Source organism: Streptomyces sp. NPDC002577, assembly GCF_053594815.1.
In genome coordinates this window covers 200,878-216,198 of sequence record NZ_JBSFWK010000008.1, presented here as the reverse complement: position 1 = coordinate 216,198, position 15,321 = coordinate 200,878, and the positions used below count along the sequence as shown (strand labels likewise).

The window sequence follows — 15,321 nt, the reverse complement described above, 5'->3', positions numbered from 1 at the left end:
TCAAACCTCCGCCGGCCTCTCGCAGCCGCCCGCGGGAAGCCGCCGTGGGCTCCCGCAGCAAGACCGCCGGGACCGCCCCGGCCGCTCGTACCGCCCGTACCGCCGCCATCCTTCTCATAGCGGCAGCTGTTGCCCTCACCGGCTGCCGGCACGGCTCGTCGACCGGCCCCGGGGACTCCGCCGAGAGCCCGAACGGCTGCCCGGCCGCCTTCGCCAGGGCCGAGACGGCCGTCAAGCAGGCCGAGAAGTCCGACGTCCCCTGGAACGGCCCCACCACGGGCCCCGAGGCCGTACCCGGCAAGACCATCGTCTACGTCGCCCAGACCATGACCAACCCCGGCGTCGCGGGCGCCGCGGACGGCGTGCAGGAAGCCGCGAAAGTCATCGGCTGGAACGTCAGGGTGATCGACGGCGGCGGCACCCCCACCGGCATCCAGGCGGCCATGAGCCAGGCCGTGGCCCTCAAGCCCGCGGGTATCGTCATCGGCGGCTTCGACCCCAACTCGACGTCACGGCAGGTCGCGCAGGCGAATGCGGCGGGCATTCCACTGGTCGGCTGGCACGCGGTCGCCTCTCCCGGCCCGAGCGAGAAGCCCAAGCTCTTCACCAACGTCACCACCAAGGTCGAGGACGTGGCGAGGATCAGCGCGGACTGGGTCATCTCACGGTCCAACGGCAACGCCGGGACCGTGATCTTCACCGACGCCTCGATCCCCTTCGCCAAGAACAAGTCCGAGCTGATCAAAAAGCAACTGGCCACCTGCGCGGGCGTAAAGCTCCTGTCGTACGAGAACATCCCGATCCCGGACGCGAGCACCCGCACTCCCCAGGCGGTCGCCTCCCTCGTCTCCCGCTTCCAGGACAAGTGGACGTACTCCGTGGCCATCAACGACCTGTACTTCGCCGACGCGGCCCCCGCCCTCCGCGCGGCCGGGAAGAAAGGCGCAGGCCCGCCCTTCAACATCGGCGCGGGCGACGGCGACCCGTCCGCCTTCCAGCGCATCGACAACAGGCACTACCAGTCCGCCACCGTTCCCGAACCACTGTCCCAGCAGGGCTGGCAGATGATCGACGAGTTCAACCGGGCGTTCGCGGGCCGGCCCCCCAGCGGCTACGTCGCCCCCGTCCACATCGCCACGGCCGCCAACAGCAAGGGGGCGACGACGTGGAACCCGTCGGGCTACCGGGAGGCGTACCAGAGGATCTGGGGCAAGTAGTCGAGGGGGCGCCGTGGATGCTGCCGCAAGCCCTACAGGCCCGGCTTGACGGTCTTCATCGTGAAATGCGACGTGACGTTCTTGATTCGGGGGATGGTCATGACCCGTCGGCTGAGGAACGTCTCGTACGCGGGCAGATCCGCGACGGCCACGCGCACGAAATAGTCGGGGCTCCCGAACAGCCTCCGCAACTCCAGCACTTCCTCGGCCTGCGCCAGCGTCTCCTCGAAATACGCGACCGTCTCCGCGTCCTGCGCCTCGAGACTGAGGTCGATCAGGACCTCGAAGGAACGGCCCACGGAGGCAGGGTCGATCACTGCCCGGTAGCCCCGGATGACGCCGTCGGCCTCCAGCCGCTGCACCCGGCGCAGACACGGCCCGGTGGTCAGCCCGACCCGCTGGGCCAGCTCCACGTTGGTCAGCCGCCCGTCCCGCTCCAGCTCGGCAATGATTGCCTTGTCGATCGCATCCACAGTGAGAATATTGCACGGCATTGGTCAGCTAGAGCAATATTCGCAACCACGTGTCACGGCATCTACGAGACGATGGACCCGTGCAACAAGAGGTACTCCCCCGCTCGGCCGCTCCGGCACCGGCCACTCGCCGGCCGCAGATCGCCCAGGGCGTCCGCGACTCCTTCTCAGCCGGCCTGGGCATCTTCCCGCTGGGCATCGCCCTCGGCCTGCTGATCATCCAGGCCGGACTGCCCTGGTGGCTCGCCCCCGCCCTGTCCCTGGCCGCTTTCGCCGGCTCCCTGGAGCTGCTGCTGGTGGGCATGATGGCCACCGTCACGCCGCTCGCCGCGGTCGCCCTGACCGTCCTCGTGGTCAACTTCCGCCATGTCTTCTACGCCTTCTCCTTCCCGCTCCACCTGGTCAAGCACCCGGTGGCCAAGGCGTACGCCGTCTACGCGATGATCGACGAGGCGTACGCCGTCAACGCCTCCCTTCCCGAGCACGAGCGCTCGGCCCCCCGGCTGCTGGCCATGCAGATCGCCTGCGAGACGTACTGGGTCGGCGGCGGGCTGGTCGGCGTCGCCCTGGGCGCGGCGCTGCCCGCGCCGGTCAAGGGCCTGGAATTCGCCCTGTGCGCCCTGTTCACCGTGCTCACCCTGGACGCGTTCCACTCCCGCAAGGAGCTGCCGTCCCTGCTGCTCGCGGGCGCGAGCGTCACCGTCGCCCTCGTCCTCACCCCCGGCATGGCGATGTTCACCGCACTGCTGCTGTTCGTCGGCCTGCTCCTGGTCCGCCACGCCGTCACCACCCGCCGTACAGTCCAGGAGGCCGCCGGTGCCTAGCACCCCGTACCTGCTCGCCGTCCTGGCGATCGTCTTCACCATCACGCTCGCCCTGCGCGCCGTCCCCTTCGCCGTGCTCGGACGGCTTCGCGACTCGGCGATCGTGCAGCGGCTGGCGGTGTGGATGCCCGTCGGCATTCTCGCCATCCTCGCCGTGACCGCCCTGCACGGCACGATCACGACCGACCCGCCCGGCACCTGGTACGCACTGCTCGCCGTCGCCGTCACCATCGGCGTCCATCTGGCCTTCGGCCGCCGCACCATCCTCAGCGTGGGCGCCGGCACGGTCGTGTACGTCGTCCTGCTCAACGTCTGCGCATGACGCCTTACCGACGCAGTACTTGCAGTGTGCACTTTCTCACGCGGCGAGACGCGCGGATGTCGGTAGCGTTCTGAGCGGCTGACGTGACGACGGCTCTGGCTGCCCATCGACGCCCGTTGCACCTAAGGAGAGACGAACCTTGCCCACCTCCACCGCGCCCCGGGGCAGTTACTTCGAGCCCATCGACGACCACCGCTACCAGCCGACGACACATGCGGGCGGGGCCTGGGACCCGGACGAGCAGCACTTCAGCCCGCTGGGCGGGCTCGTCGTCCACGCCATGGACCGCCACCGGGCAGCAGGCCCGGACCACGGCCTGGTTCTCTCCCGGATCAGCTACGACATCCTCGGCCGCCTCGCCCTCGACGAGTGCGAGATCCACGTGGAGACCATCCGCCCCGGCCGGACCATCGAGCTCCTCGAAGCGGTCGTACGGATCGCCGGCCGCCCGGTCGTCCGGGCCCGCGCCTGGTTCCTCGCCGATGTCGACACCACCGCGGTCGCGGGCGGCCCCGACGACCGCCTCACCCCGCCCGAGTCACTCGCCCCGTGGCCGATGTCCGACGTCTGGCCCGGCGGCTACATCGCCTCCCTGGACGTCCGCCCGACCGCACCGCCCCGACCGGGCCGTACGACCACCTGGGTCTCCACGCCACTCGATCTGGTCGCCGGCGTTCCCGTCAGCCCGCTCGCGTCGTATCTCGCCCTCGTCGACACCGCCAACGGCATCGCCGTCCGGCAGCCGCCCACCGCGTGGATGTTCCCCAACGTCGATCTGACCGTCCACCTGCACCGCCAACCGCGCGGCGCATGGACGGGGCTGGACACGACGGTCACCTTCGGCCCCTCCGGTCAGGGCCTCACCAGCACGGTCCTGCACGACGTCGCCGGCCCGGTCGGACACGCTCAGCAGATCCTCACCGTCCGCCCCCTGCCGGGGGCATGACGCCCGGACAGCCACAACATCGCCGACCAGGCGCGGCGTTCCGGCCCGAGCCGGCTCAGAGCGGCCCGAGCACGGCTCGCCGTCAGAAGAGCGCGATGGGCGGCAGCGGGGGAGAGATCTCGTCCAGCTCGGCGAGGTCGTCCGCGCTGAACTCGTGTCCGTGGGCAGCGGTGTCGGCGCCCGGCTGGTGGCCGGACGCCGACACCCCTCAGGTCAGGCCGTTGACATGACGGCCCGGCCGAGATGCCGGGAGAAGAACCGGACCGCGCTGTCGGCCTCGAACCTAGGCAGTTCTTTGTGCCTGCCCGCGTTGGCGTGCAGCGTCTTCTCCTGCGAGGCGAAGGCGTCGAACAGCGCCACACCAGACTCGCGCGGGATGTGCTCGTCGTCCCACTGTTCATGGGTCTCACCTCCTCGCGCGATGTCACGGTCTCCGGGAGGCTACAGTCCGAGCGTCACCCCGCCCAACGCCTTTTTCCGTGGACCAACTGTGGTTCCGGCGCCCCGAAAGCACTGCGGGACGAGTTCGAGGAATCGCGGCGGACGAGCCGGCGCTCCAGGCGCGGTCGCAGGGGGACCAGGGTGAGGGTCTCCGACAGCCACGCCATGTGTGGCCATGCTGCTCACGGCGGCCGGCAAGTCCCCGGTCGCCACGTCGTGGACGCAGGCCATGTGGACGTACCCGGGATGGGACTTGTCCGCCCTGCACAATATGCCGCTGCCGACGGCTCGCCACCGGCCCTCGTCCCGGCTGGTCCGCACCCGCCGCCCGGCCGGACCGGGTCTGCCACACGGACAACCGGCGAGCCTACGCACGAGAGACATCAGTGAGCCCTGTCCGGCTACGGAAGAGGGGACTTGGTGTGGGGTGGGGCCGGGTTCGGTCCCGTCACTCGTCCCGGTCGCGCTCTGCGCCGACGAGGACGAAGGCCATCGTGACCGGGCGGTCGCTGCGGTTGCGCCAACCGTGGCGGGTGCCGTTCTGGATCACTATGTCCCCGGCCGAGAGGCGGGTGCAGTGGCCGTCGTCGAGTTCGAGGACGATCTCGCCCTGCAGCACGATGCCGTAGTCCACGGTCGGTGTCGTGTGCATGCCGTCGGGTTCCATGAGGTCCGCGATGCCGGGCGAGTCGGCCCGCTGCTCCTGGTCGAAGGCGACGGGGTCGAACTCCGGGTCGGCCATCGCGGTGTCCGGCGGGAAGGTCAGGACGATGAACCGGGTGCCGCCGGGCGCCGGGAGCAGGCTGGTGACCTTCGGGGTGGGGTCCTCCCCGGTCCGGCTGACCGGTTCGCCGGGCTCGGTGGCCCACGGCAGGCAGGACACCCAGCCCGGCAGGCTGGTGAACTCCCGGCTGCGCGGGATGGGACCGTCGCTGATGACGACCGACTTTCCGTTCTCGTCGTGGCCTGTGACGACTCTGCGCATGCTTCTCTCCTCGGTCGGATCCTCGGAACCTGTCGTATCGGTGGGGACCCGTCGTATCGGTGGGGCCTGTCGTGACGATGGGGCCTGTCGACACGGTGGGGACCCATCGCATCGATGAGGTCCCGTCGCATCGGTGGCGTCAATCAGGCCGGACGCTGCCGGACTCCGTCGGGGCCTCGAGCGCGGCCGCCCAGGCGTCCAGGACGTCCGCCGGCGTCGGGGCAGGTGCCCGGAGCAGGGCCGATGCCACCGTACGTACGAGCAGCCGGTGCCGGTCGTCCGTGAGGTACTCCACCGGGGACTTGCCGTCCACGCGCGCGAGCAGCAGCGCCGGCAGCAGTGACGCGGCCCGCACCTCGAGGGCGGGCAGGGGCTCCCAGTCGACGCACCGGGCGTATTCCGCGGCCAGTACGCGGGCGGACCGCAGGAGTTCGGCTCGGCAGCCGGGCACCACCAGGCTCTTGAGGAGCAGATGGTTGACGCAGAAGGCCAGGTCGAAGGCCGGGTCTCCGTACCAGGCGCACTCGGCGTCCAGCAGCACGGGCCCGGACGGGCCGACGAGGATGTTCTTGGGACTGACGTCGCCGTGCACCAGGGCCAGATGCGTGGTGGCCGTGCGGTCGGCGAGGCCCCGGAGGATGTCGCTCAGGCCGGGGTGCGCGGCAGCGGTGGCCAGCAGGTACGGCTCGATGCGCAGCGCGTGGAAGTTGCCGTCGGTGGCGAACTCCGCGGCGAGGGCGGCGTCGCCCGCGCTCGCCGCGTGCAGGGTGCCGAGCACCTCTCCGACGGCCGCCGCGGTCGCCACCCGCACCTCGCCGCGCAGCAGTTGCGCCTTCCATATGGGGTAGCGCTCTGGGGGCAGGTAGGCCATCGCGAAGAGGCCGGCTTCGGGGTCGTGGGCCAGCAGTTCGGGCACGCTGTCGGGGCGGTGGCGGGACGCGAACCGCATCCACGCCCATTCGTAGGCGTTGCGCGACACCGGCGCCTGCCAGTCCGCCGCGACCTTGAGCCTGGCCAGGGCGCGTTTGACGCAGAGGGAGCGTCCCGGCAGGTCGACACGCCACAGGTCGGACGAGACGCCGCCGGCCAGCGGCGTCCAGCGCGCTGCCTCGCCGGGGCGTGCAAGCTTGTGGGCGATCAGGAAGTCGGGCAGCGCGAGGTCCGGGCCCGCCTGCGCGGAGGTCGCGCTCATCGCCGGTCGCCCGAGCCGGCGGTCGGGCCGTTGCCACTGTCACTACCGCTGGTGCTGCCGCCAGGGTTGTTGCAGGCGTGGGCCGGCGCGTGGCCCGCCAGTGTCCGTACGACCTCCTCGGCGGCACGGCGGCGCAGTTCGGTGACCGAGGCGTCGGAGGAGAAGGCGACATGCGGGGTGAGCAGCGCGCCCGGCTGGTCCAGCAGTCCCGCGGGGACGTGGGGTTCGCTCTCCAGTACGTCGAGGGCGGCCGAGTCCAACTGCCCGCTGTCCAGCGCCTTGACGACCGCGTCGGTGTCCACCAGACCGCCACGGCTGACGTTGACCAGCAGGCCGCCCGGCTTCATCAGCCCCAACTGCCCGGCGCCGACGAGGTGGTGCGTGCCGGGTGTGAGCGGCACATGGAGGATCACCACGTCGCTGCGGCGCAGCAGCTCCTCCAGGCTCACCATCTCCACTCCGGGCGCGTCCTTCGGCGGGTGCGGGTCGTGGGCGAGGATCCGGCAGCCGAACGCGCCGAGCTTGCGCACGGTGGCCCGTCCGATGCGCCCGTATCCCACGACGCCGCAGGTCAGTGTCGCCAGCCGGCGCAGCCGGGCGCTCGCGGGGTCCCAGCGGCCCGCACGGACCTCCCGGTCGAACACGGCCAGGCCGCGGGTCCAGGCCAGCACCATGCCGACGGCGTGGTCGGAGACCTCCTCGACGCAGTAGTCCGGCACGTTGGTGACCCACACGCCGCGCTCGGTCGCGGCGTCCACGGCGATGTTGTCCAGGCCGACGCCGAGCCTGGCCACGATCCGCAGATCCGGCGACGTGCCGATCGCGGTGGCCGAGACGGGCGCCCAGCAGGTCAGGATCCCGGCGGGCCGATGCTCGGCGACCAGCTTCTCGATCGCCTCGGCGGAGGCGGGCGCGGCGGGGCCGGTCACCAGGGTGTGGCCCGCGCCCTCGATGACCGATCGCTCGACGGAGTCGTCGGGCCAGGCGTAGTCGGTGAGCAGCACGGTGCCTGGGCGGCTCGATGGTGTCATGGCAGGTCGTCCTCGCAGAATCGTGCGGCCGATGCGGTCGATGCGGCCGGCCTGGCGTCCCGCCCGGTCACATCCGGTCAGCAGGTCTGATCGTCACCCGGAAGGGCGGCTGACGGCATGTCCGATGAGGCCGTCGGCCGCCATGGGCGGGGTGGAGAGGGGAGAGGGTCGGGTCACTGGGCTCGGATGGGCGCCGGCGCTCGCCGACTTGTGGTCGGTGGAGACGCCGCCGTACCTCCCTGGGACGGGTCACGGGATGTCGGGACACGTCGTTTCACTGTGTCACAGCCACATGATGCTAACGATAGCATTCAGGGTCTTCGACACGTCAAGAGTGCGACACACACCCTGATCGCCGGCACCCCGAGGCAGGGCTCGTCGAGAGCAAAGAAACCCCGTCACCACGGGGAATACGAGACGCGCCAAAGAAATCCGCCGTTCACATCTTGACGCGCAGGGGACTTCCCCTCATGGTTTCTGCCAACGCCGACCCTGTGGCAGATACAGGTCCGCACCGGGCCCGGCCGTCGAAGACGTCATAGCCACGGATGTCCCCGACAGGCGATATACGGCTGAATTCCGCATGCTGCGTCCGACCGTGCGGAAGCCCGTCGCCCCATTTCCGTCAGTCGGCGCCCGCCTCGCCGTCGCCGACTCGATCGAGTCCGTGTTCAGCTCACGGCTTCTCTTAGTCGTTCAGCTCACCGCTTCTCTTCGTGGTTCTCATCGCTTCTCTTCCTTGTCGCCCGTGCGGCCCCGTACGGGCGTTGGATCCGCCGCGGCCTGCCGCCGTGGCCCATTCCCCCTCAGGAGCCGCAATGACGCACGCAGCGCAACTCGATACCAACGCAGCGCCCGCCGACGACACTCAGGAAAGCCACCGCGCGCCCATTTCCCGGGCCACGATCGCAGTGGGCTTCCTGCTGGTGGTCCTCTCCTACATGGTCAACGCCATGGACCGCCAGGTCTTCCCTCCGCTGCTGCCCAACATCCGTCAGGAGTACGGGTTCTCGCTGGATCAGGGCGGACTGCTGGCGACGAACTTCACCCTCGGCATGGCCCTGGCCGGCCTGCCCGCGGGCTATCTCCTGGACCGTTTCCGCCGCAAGACCGTGCTCCTGGTCAGCATCGTCATCTACTCCCTCGGCACGATGGCCACACCGCTGGCGACCGGTTTCGCCGACATGACGGTGTACCGCGTCGTCTCCGGCTTCGGCGAGGGCATGCAGTCCGCCGCCATCTTCGCCGCACTCGGCGCCTTCTTCGCCCGACGGCGAGGCCTCGCCTTCGGCACCATCGGCGTGGGCTACTCCATCGGCGTGTTCATCGCCCCGCTGATCGGCGTCCGGCTCATGAGCATGCACGGCACCTGGCGCTCGCCCTTCTACCTGTTCGGTACGGCCGGGCTGCTGATAGCCGCCGCCTCGCTGTTTCTCGTGAAGGCCGGTCTGACCGAGCACTCCGCCGAGAAGGTCGTCTCGGTCAAGAGCTACGAGTACATGCCCGCCTCCGCCTACAACCGCAACACCCTCGCGTTGGCGGTCCACTCGGTCGTCAGCGGTGTGGCCATCTACGGGTTCCTCGGCCTCTACCCGACGTACCTCATCACCTCGCTGCACTACAGCGCCGAGCAGGCCGCGCTGGCCATGAGCCTCCTCGGTTTCGGCGGCATGACGGCCGTTCTCGGCGGCTGGCTCGGCGACCGCGTGAACCAGCGCAACCTGCTGATCCTGAGCCTGCTGGCCGTCTCCGCCATCGGCGTGTGCATCTACGAGACGCATGCGGGAGTCGGCGTGCAGTGCGTGTTCGCCTTCCTCATGGGCGCCTTCGGGCTGGGCTTCATCTACCCCAACACCAACAGTGCGATACAGCGGGCCGTCCGCCCGGAACAGATCGGACGCGCCTCCGGTCTCTTCGTCACCAGCTACTACGGAACGGCAGCGTTCTCGGGCCTGCTCTTCGCCGCCCTGGTGGACTCCTTCGGCTGGAGCCGGGCAGGGCTGCTGCAGGTCACGCTCCTGCCGCTGGTGGGCGTCGCCGCCCTGACCTTCGTCCGTCCCGCGCGGTTCAACAACGCGGTCCGCTAAACCTCCGCGGGAAGTGCTGTACGAAGAAGACCACGGGCCGTTCCAGGGGACATGCCAGCGACGCGCCCCGGGCCTGCCACCGGCGATCGGTGGCAGGCCCGGGGCGCGCGGCCGCCCGGGGATCTCCGAGGTCAACGGCTCTCGGCCACGACCGGGTTGCGCAGGACGCCGATGCCCTCGATCTCCACCTCGACCTCGTCTCCGGGGCGGATCGGTCCGACTCCGGACGGCGTGCCGGTCATGATCGCGTCTCCGGGCAGCAGCGTCAGATAGCGGCTGAGGTAACTGACGATGTCGGGAACGCCGAGCAGCAGGTCGGCCGTGCTCGCCGACTGCATCACGGTGCCGTTCACCCGGGTCGTCAGCGACAGCCCCGAGGGGTCGAGTCCGGTGGCGATGACCGGCCCGAGGGGCGCGAATGTGTCCTGCCCCTTCCCTATCAGCAGCGTCCCGAATTTGCTTTCCTTGCGCTGGACGATGCGGTCGCTGACGTCATTGCCACACGTATAGCCGAGGACGTACTCATGGGCTTCGGAGGGCTTCACATGGCGGGCTTCCTTTCCGATGACGACGACCAACTCGCCCTCGAAATGGATCAGTTCACCATCCGCCGGATAGACGATGGCGTCGCCCGGCCCGACAACCGCCGTGCTCGGCTTCATGAAGCACACGGGAACGTCAGGAACGTCGCGGTCGGTCTCGTCGACGTGCGCGGCATAGTTGTAGGCGAATCCGAAGATCCGGGGTCGGTCGAGCGGCGGCAGAATGACCACGTCGCCGACTTCGTCGATGCACCCAGTGGGGGTCAGCCCGATGTAGGGATCACCTTCGAATCTCGCGATTCCGGCGTCACCGGCTTCGAGTTCTCCGTAGTGGCGCACACCGCCGACGGCATACCTGACGATCCGCACGGGAACCTCCACACCTAGGCAGCCACGGGCGGCTGCATGGCCCATCCAGTCAGTGCTAACGTTAGCACGACAGTGGCGGTCAGCCTCGGCTTCCCATCTCTCCGACCACGGAGCGCGACGCGAGTGCTATCGTTGGCATACGGAAAGTAACGGGCACGGGACCAGTCACTCGAAGGGGACCCCTCACGTGATCACGACCAGGGACATCGCCGAACGCCTCGGGATCTCCGTCTCGACGGTCGGCAGGGCGCTCGCCGACGATGCGCGGATCAGCGAGGAGACCAAGTTCCGGGTCCGGCAGGCCGCTTCCGAGATGGGGTACGTCGGCAACCGCGCGGCCCGGATGATGCGCGGCGCGTCCAGCAATGTGGTCGCGCTGGTGATCCCGGACATCCGCAACAGCTTCTACTCGACCATCGCGCACGAGCTGTCCAAGAACATGGAGGCCGAGGGCTTCCAGCTGATGCTCTCGGAGACCGACGACGACCGAATGGTGGAGCTGCGCCATCTGCGGGAGCTGTCCGCGAACCGCGTGGCGGGCATCATCATCGTGCCCACCGCGCGTCCGCACAGCGAGTCGGTCAAGCTCCTGCGCGCCGTGGCGCACCTGCAGTTGCTGCGCCGCCACCCGTCACTGGGCTCCCAGTGGTTCGGCGTCGACGACCACGAGGCGCTGCGTCAGGCCACGGCCCACCTGGTGACCCAGGGCCACACCCGCATCGCGTACATGGGCGGTCCCGAGGAGCTGCCCACGGGCGCGGAGCGTCTGCGCGGCTTCCGCACCGCCCTGCGCGAGGGCGGCCTGCCGGACGACGCCGGGCGCACGGAGCTGGGGCCGCCGTCGTCCGTGGACCACGGCCGCCAGGCCGTGCGCCGGCTGCTGCAGGGACCGGACGCGCCCACCGCGCTCGTGCTGGGATCGATCCAGCTCACCCTGGGCGTCCTGGAGGAGTTGTCCGAACAGAGTGTGAAGGTGCCCGGCGAACTGTCCGTGGTCGGGTTCGGGGACGAGCCCGGCTTCTCCTGGTGGGGCCCCGGGCTCACCACCATCGGCCTGCCGATCCAGGAGATGGCGACCGGCTGCGCGCTGTGGCTGATGCGCCGGCTCAAGACCAAGGCGAGCAACGACAGCCCGTACACGTCGGTCTCCCCGGGATCTCTGATCCTGCGCGGCAGCACTGCGGCCCCTACTGGAACGGCCTCGTCCCGGTCCCGCTGAGCCCTGGGTGGACTCACCCGCAGACACGAAGGTGCCCGGAGCGATGCGCGCCGGGCACCTTCGTGTTCTCGGCGCCGTTCACCAGCGCTGCAGATGCCTCGGGTGCCGTAGCAGGCCCGGCTTCACGTCTGTCGCGATCCGGCCCGGCGGACCCGCGCCTGCCTGTGCTGTCCGTCCGTCCAGGAAGAGCGGGTCCGCCGGAGTCCTTGCCGGAGCACCACGGAGCACCATGGAAGACTACGGAGCATGCTAACGATAGCACCACTCCAGCGAAAGACCCAACAGGACTGACGGAACGGCGTACCCACGAGATGGAACCCATCACCCGACTCTTGACACGACCACCAAAACTTCGCACGATTGCGCTATCGATAGCATAGGACAGTGGCCGTAGCTTGACCTCGTGATCGCCCTCCGCGCACGGACTCTCGCGTCGGTGCTGACAACGACACAGGCCCCGCCGACGACACCGAAGAGAGCCGCACCACCCTTCGCTCGCGCGCAGCGCCCCCGCACCGATCCGGGTGCCGCCGCGCAAGGTCCGTCGCACCGGTTCGCCGACGAGGACCCTCCGTATGCCTGCGGCTGCGGAGACCCCCGTCCCGCCCTGACGGGCACGAGCGCGGACCCCCGCTCACCACCTCGATCGTCCCGACTCCGAAAGGTTGCACCGCAATGACAGACACGCGGATCGCCCAGCTGTACGGCCGCAGGGTGTGGGACTCACGCGGCCGGCCGACCGTCGAGGTGGAAGCTCACCTCGCGGACGGAACGATCGGGCGGGCCATCGCACCGGCGGGGGCCTCGACGGGCCAGGGCGAAGCACTCGACCTGCGCGACGGCGGCAGCCGCTTCGGCGGACTCGACGTCCACCGCGCGGTGGGCTCGGTGAACCACGAGATCGCGCCCGCTCTCCTGAACCGCGACGCGACCGATCAGGAGGCGATCGACCGCCTGCTGGTGGACCTCGACGGAACGCCCGACCGCAGCCGTCTCGGCGGCAACGCGATCGTGGCCACGTCCATGGCTGTCCTGCACGCAACCGCCGCGTCGGCGGGCGTACCCCTGTGGCGGCACCTGGCAGGCGGACGGCCGGTCCGCATCCCGCTGCCGGAGATCCAGATCTTCGGCGGCGGCGCCCACGCCGATCGCCGCGTCGACGTGCAGGATTTCATGGTCGTCTGCCCCGCGGCAGGGAGTTTCTCCGAGGCCCTGGACTGGACGGCGGAGATCTACCGGGCGGCCGGAAGCCTGATGCGCAAGGCGGGCAAGGCCCAGGGCGTGGCCGACGAGGGCGGCTTCTGGCCGGCGTTCGACTCCAACGAGGAGGCGCTGGAGACGCTGACCCTGGCGATCGAGACCGCGGGCTTCGCGCCCTCGTCCCAGGTCGGCATCTCGCTGGACGTCGCGGCCTCGCAGTTCGGCAGCGGCGGGCGGTACACGCTGGCCCTGGACGAGCGCACGCTGGACACGGAAGCCCTGATCGACATGCTGGGCAGCTGGATCGAGCAGTATCCGATCCTCTCGGTCGAGGACCCGGTGGGCGAGGACGACCACGAAGGCATGGTGGAGTTCACCCGGCGCCACGGCCACCGATGCCAGGTGATCGGCGACGACTACCTGGTCACGAACGCCAAGCGGGTGGAGACCGCGGCCACCAACGGGGCGGCGAACGCCGTCCTCATAAAGCCGAACCAGGCCGGCACGGTCACGGAGGCCTTCCAGGCGCTGCGTGCCGGGAAAGAAGCCGGTTTCGGCACCATCGTCTCGGCCCGGTCCGGCGAGACCGAGGACGTGACCATCGCGCACCTGAGCGTCGGCTGGGACGCGGGCCAGCTGAAAGTGGGCTCGTTCACGCGCTCCGAGCGAATGGCCAAGTGGAACGAGGTTCTTCGTATCGAGGAGTCCCTCGGTGAATCCGCGGAATTCAGCGGATGGTCCGCCTTCACATTCGCCGGAGCCGGGCCGTCCACGACCGAGCCGTAAAACGGCTTCGCAGTAATACAGTCATCGAAATCCAGAGCCGACCGGAGCACGGAGACCAGCATGCTGCCACCCGTCAATCTGCGCCCGAGTTTCAACATCACCCGCTCCAGCCACGTTCGTCTCACGGTCGCCGATCTGGCCGAGAGCCGGAACTTCTACGTGAACGCCCTCGGACTCGTCGTCAGCGACGAGGACGAGCGCACCTGCCACCTCCGCGGCCTGGCCGAGGCCTGCCACCACAGTCTCGTGCTGGAGCTGGACGAGGAGGTCGCGGGCAGCTGCCGCAGAATCGGCTTCCGGGTCTTCTTCGACGAGGACCTCGACCTGGCGTACGCCTGGTTCCGTGAGCGGGGACTGCCCGCCGAGTGGGTCGACGTCCCGTACCAGGGCCGCACCCTGCACGTCAGCGACCCCATCGGCACGCCGCTCGAACTGTGCGCGACCATGGAGACCCGGCCGCGGCTGCACATCAACTTCGAGCTGTACAAGGGTGCCCACGCGCAGCGGCTGGACCACTACCAGATCTTCGCGCCCGACACCTACGAGCTGTGCGCGTTCTACAGCGAACTCGGCTTCCGCAACTCGGAGTACCTGGAGCACGGCGACAAGCTGCTGGGCGCGTTCATGTACCGCAAGGGCACCTGCCTGGACCTGGCGATCGTCGAGAACACCGGCCCCGCCCTGCACCATTTCGCGTACACCGTCTCCGAGAGCCGCGACATCTTCACCGCCTGCGACTGGGCGGGCATCCTCGGCTACGGCGACGGCGTGGAGCGGGGCCCGGGGCGGCACGGTCCGGGCGGGATGCTCTTCGCCTACCTCCGCGACCCCGACGGCCACCGGGTGGAGGTCTTCAACAGCCACTACCAGACGATCGACGCCGAGATCGAGCCCGTGCGCTGGGACGCGGCATCACTGAGCACCAACGCGCGCTGGGGCCTGCCGGCCCTGGAGAAGTGGTACTTCGAGGCGTCGACCTTCGTCGGCGCGCCCCAGGTCCCGCCGGCCGAGCCGCCGAAGCCGATGTCGCTCGAGCGGTTCCTGCTCGAACAGCCCCTCCCCTGACCTCTCGCATCCCAGTCCCTGACCTTCGTATGCCCGTCCCCCGAGGAGACGACATGGCACGAGTGCCCTACCTTCGCCGCGAGGATGCGGACGAGTCACTGAAGCCGCTGTACGACAGGCTGGAGACCGAACGCAAGGTACCGACGGCGAACATCTTCCTGGCCCTCACCCACGCGCCCGCGCAGCTGGACGCCTTCCTGACCTACGCCAACTCGCTGCGGGCCGCCGACCTCAGCCCCCGCTTGCGTGAACTGGCGATCTTGACCGTGGGCCACGCGACCCGGTCCGCGTACGAGGTCGCGCATCACCAGTCGCACGGGCTCAAGGCGGGCCTCACCGAGGAACAGCTGGCGGCGGTGGCCAACTTCGAGGCGTCCGACCTGTTCGACGAGACGGAGAAGGCGGTCATGCGCCTCGCCGAGGAGTCCACACTGCAGGTCCATGTCTCCGAGGAGACGTGGCGTGCCGCTGCCGAGCGCCTGTCGGAGCGGCAGCTGGTCGAACTGTCGTTGTCCATCGCCTGGTACAACTCCGGCGTCCGCATCATGGGCCTGCTGGACATCGACCTCGAGGACAACTACCCGAATCCCTTCCCGAGTTCGTTGCCGAATTCATAGTTCCC

At 69.5% G+C, this 15,321-nt stretch carries 15 protein-coding genes and 1 pseudogene; 9 read left to right on the top strand and 7 right to left on the bottom strand.

Translation table 11 applies throughout. The annotated features are described in order from the left end of the window. Positions 1-44: 44 nt before the first annotated feature. Complete coding sequence (locus ACWD4J_RS14645; RefSeq protein WP_451395764.1) at positions 45-1,217, top strand: substrate-binding domain-containing protein; 1,173 nt, start codon at positions 45-47, stop codon at positions 1,215-1,217. A gap of 32 nt (positions 1,218-1,249) precedes the next feature. On the opposite strand, the gene ACWD4J_RS14640 is transcribed toward ACWD4J_RS14645, so the two are convergent. Next, positions 1,250-1,690, bottom strand: a complete 441-nt coding sequence (locus ACWD4J_RS14640) for an Lrp/AsnC family transcriptional regulator (RefSeq protein WP_451395711.1) — start codon at positions 1,688-1,690, stop codon at positions 1,250-1,252. Positions 1,691-1,770: 80 nt separating this feature from the next. Here ACWD4J_RS14640 and ACWD4J_RS14635 point away from each other — a divergent pair, with 80 nt between their 5' ends. From ACWD4J_RS14635 to ACWD4J_RS14625, 3 genes are all read left to right on the top strand, one after another. Next, on the top strand, positions 1,771-2,514 hold the full coding sequence (locus ACWD4J_RS14635; RefSeq protein ID WP_451395710.1) for an AzlC family ABC transporter permease: 744 nt from the start codon (positions 1,771-1,773) through the stop codon (positions 2,512-2,514). Beyond that, positions 2,507-2,836, top strand: coding sequence for a branched-chain amino acid transporter permease (locus ACWD4J_RS14630; protein WP_451395709.1), 330 nt, complete (start codon positions 2,507-2,509; stop codon positions 2,834-2,836). The genes ACWD4J_RS14635 and ACWD4J_RS14630 overlap by 8 nt, the downstream gene beginning before the upstream one ends. Positions 2,837-2,975: 139 nt before the next feature. Further along, the gene (locus tag ACWD4J_RS14625) at positions 2,976-3,782 is read left to right on the top strand and encodes a thioesterase family protein (RefSeq protein ID WP_451395708.1); all 807 of its coding nucleotides are present in this window, start codon (positions 2,976-2,978) and stop codon (positions 3,780-3,782) included. A gap of 82 nt (positions 3,783-3,864) precedes the next feature. Here ACWD4J_RS14625 and ACWD4J_RS14620 read toward each other — a convergent pair whose 3' ends face one another. From ACWD4J_RS14620 to ACWD4J_RS14600, 5 genes and pseudogenes are all read right to left on the bottom strand, one after another. Then, entirely contained in the window at positions 3,865-3,987 is a 123-nt protein-coding gene (locus tag ACWD4J_RS14620; RefSeq protein WP_451395707.1) for a hypothetical protein, read from the bottom strand. 8 nt (positions 3,988-3,995) lie between these two features. Then, a pseudogene (locus ACWD4J_RS14615) lies at positions 3,996-4,178 on the bottom strand (alpha/beta hydrolase); the annotation flags it as partial. Between the two features lie 493 nt (positions 4,179-4,671). Beyond that, positions 4,672-5,208, bottom strand: coding sequence for a cupin domain-containing protein (locus ACWD4J_RS14610; protein WP_451395706.1), 537 nt, complete (start codon positions 5,206-5,208; stop codon positions 4,672-4,674). 139 nt (positions 5,209-5,347) lie between these two features. Further along, positions 5,348-6,400: a phosphotransferase family protein gene (locus ACWD4J_RS14605; protein WP_451395705.1), complete on the bottom strand. Its 1,053-nt coding sequence runs from the start codon at positions 6,398-6,400 to the stop codon at positions 5,348-5,350. Next, positions 6,397-7,431 carry a C-terminal binding protein gene (locus ACWD4J_RS14600; protein WP_451395704.1) on the bottom strand — a complete coding sequence of 345 codons (1,035 nt, stop codon included), beginning with the start codon at positions 7,429-7,431 and terminating at the stop codon, positions 6,397-6,399. The genes ACWD4J_RS14605 and ACWD4J_RS14600 overlap by 4 nt, the downstream gene beginning before the upstream one ends. Before the next feature lie 818 nt (positions 7,432-8,249). Between ACWD4J_RS14600 and ACWD4J_RS14595 the strand changes: the two genes are divergently transcribed. Next, on the top strand, positions 8,250-9,518 hold the full coding sequence (locus ACWD4J_RS14595; protein WP_451395703.1) for an MFS transporter: 1,269 nt from the start codon (positions 8,250-8,252) through the stop codon (positions 9,516-9,518). Between the two features lie 131 nt (positions 9,519-9,649). Here ACWD4J_RS14595 and ACWD4J_RS14590 read toward each other — a convergent pair whose 3' ends face one another. Then, entirely contained in the window at positions 9,650-10,429 is a 780-nt protein-coding gene (locus ACWD4J_RS14590) for a fumarylacetoacetate hydrolase family protein (protein WP_451395702.1), read from the bottom strand. Between the two features lie 187 nt (positions 10,430-10,616). Between ACWD4J_RS14590 and ACWD4J_RS14585 the strand changes: the two genes are divergently transcribed. The 4 genes from ACWD4J_RS14585 to ACWD4J_RS14570 all read left to right on the top strand — a co-directional run bounded on the left by ACWD4J_RS14585 (position 10,617) and on the right by ACWD4J_RS14570 (position 15,316). After that, positions 10,617-11,648: a LacI family DNA-binding transcriptional regulator gene (locus ACWD4J_RS14585; RefSeq protein WP_451395701.1), complete on the top strand. Its 1,032-nt coding sequence runs from the start codon at positions 10,617-10,619 to the stop codon at positions 11,646-11,648. 675 nt (positions 11,649-12,323) lie between these two features. Then, a complete protein-coding gene (gene eno, locus ACWD4J_RS14580; RefSeq protein ID WP_451395700.1) occupies positions 12,324-13,634 on the top strand; it encodes a phosphopyruvate hydratase in 1,311 nt (436 codons plus the stop codon). A 60-nt stretch (positions 13,635-13,694) separates the two neighbouring features. Continuing rightward, entirely contained in the window at positions 13,695-14,699 is a 1,005-nt protein-coding gene (locus tag ACWD4J_RS14575) for a VOC family protein (protein WP_451395699.1), read from the top strand. 53 nt (positions 14,700-14,752) lie between these two features. Next, the gene (locus tag ACWD4J_RS14570; protein WP_451395698.1) at positions 14,753-15,316 is read left to right on the top strand and encodes a carboxymuconolactone decarboxylase family protein; all 564 of its coding nucleotides are present in this window, start codon (positions 14,753-14,755) and stop codon (positions 15,314-15,316) included. Positions 15,317-15,321 lie beyond the last annotated feature (5 nt).

Bases quoted from the DNA above. Each gene is read 5' to 3' on its own strand.
- ACWD4J_RS14610 (WP_451395706.1), bottom strand. From the start codon at position 5,208: ATGCGCAGAGTCGTCACAGGCCACGACGAGAACGGAAAGTCGGTCGTC.
- ACWD4J_RS14605 (WP_451395705.1), bottom strand. From the start codon at position 6,400: ATGAGCGCGACCTCCGCGCAGGCGGGCCCGGACCTCGCGCTGCCCGAC.
- ACWD4J_RS14600 (WP_451395704.1), bottom strand. From the start codon at position 7,431: ATGACACCATCGAGCCGCCCAGGCACCGTGCTGCTCACCGACTACGCC.
- ACWD4J_RS14595 (WP_451395703.1), top strand. From the start codon at position 8,250: ATGACGCACGCAGCGCAACTCGATACCAACGCAGCGCCCGCCGACGAC.
- eno (WP_451395700.1), top strand. From the start codon at position 12,324: ATGACAGACACGCGGATCGCCCAGCTGTACGGCCGCAGGGTGTGGGAC.
- ACWD4J_RS14575 (WP_451395699.1), top strand. From the start codon at position 13,695: ATGCTGCCACCCGTCAATCTGCGCCCGAGTTTCAACATCACCCGCTCC.
- ACWD4J_RS14570 (WP_451395698.1), top strand. From the start codon at position 14,753: ATGGCACGAGTGCCCTACCTTCGCCGCGAGGATGCGGACGAGTCACTG.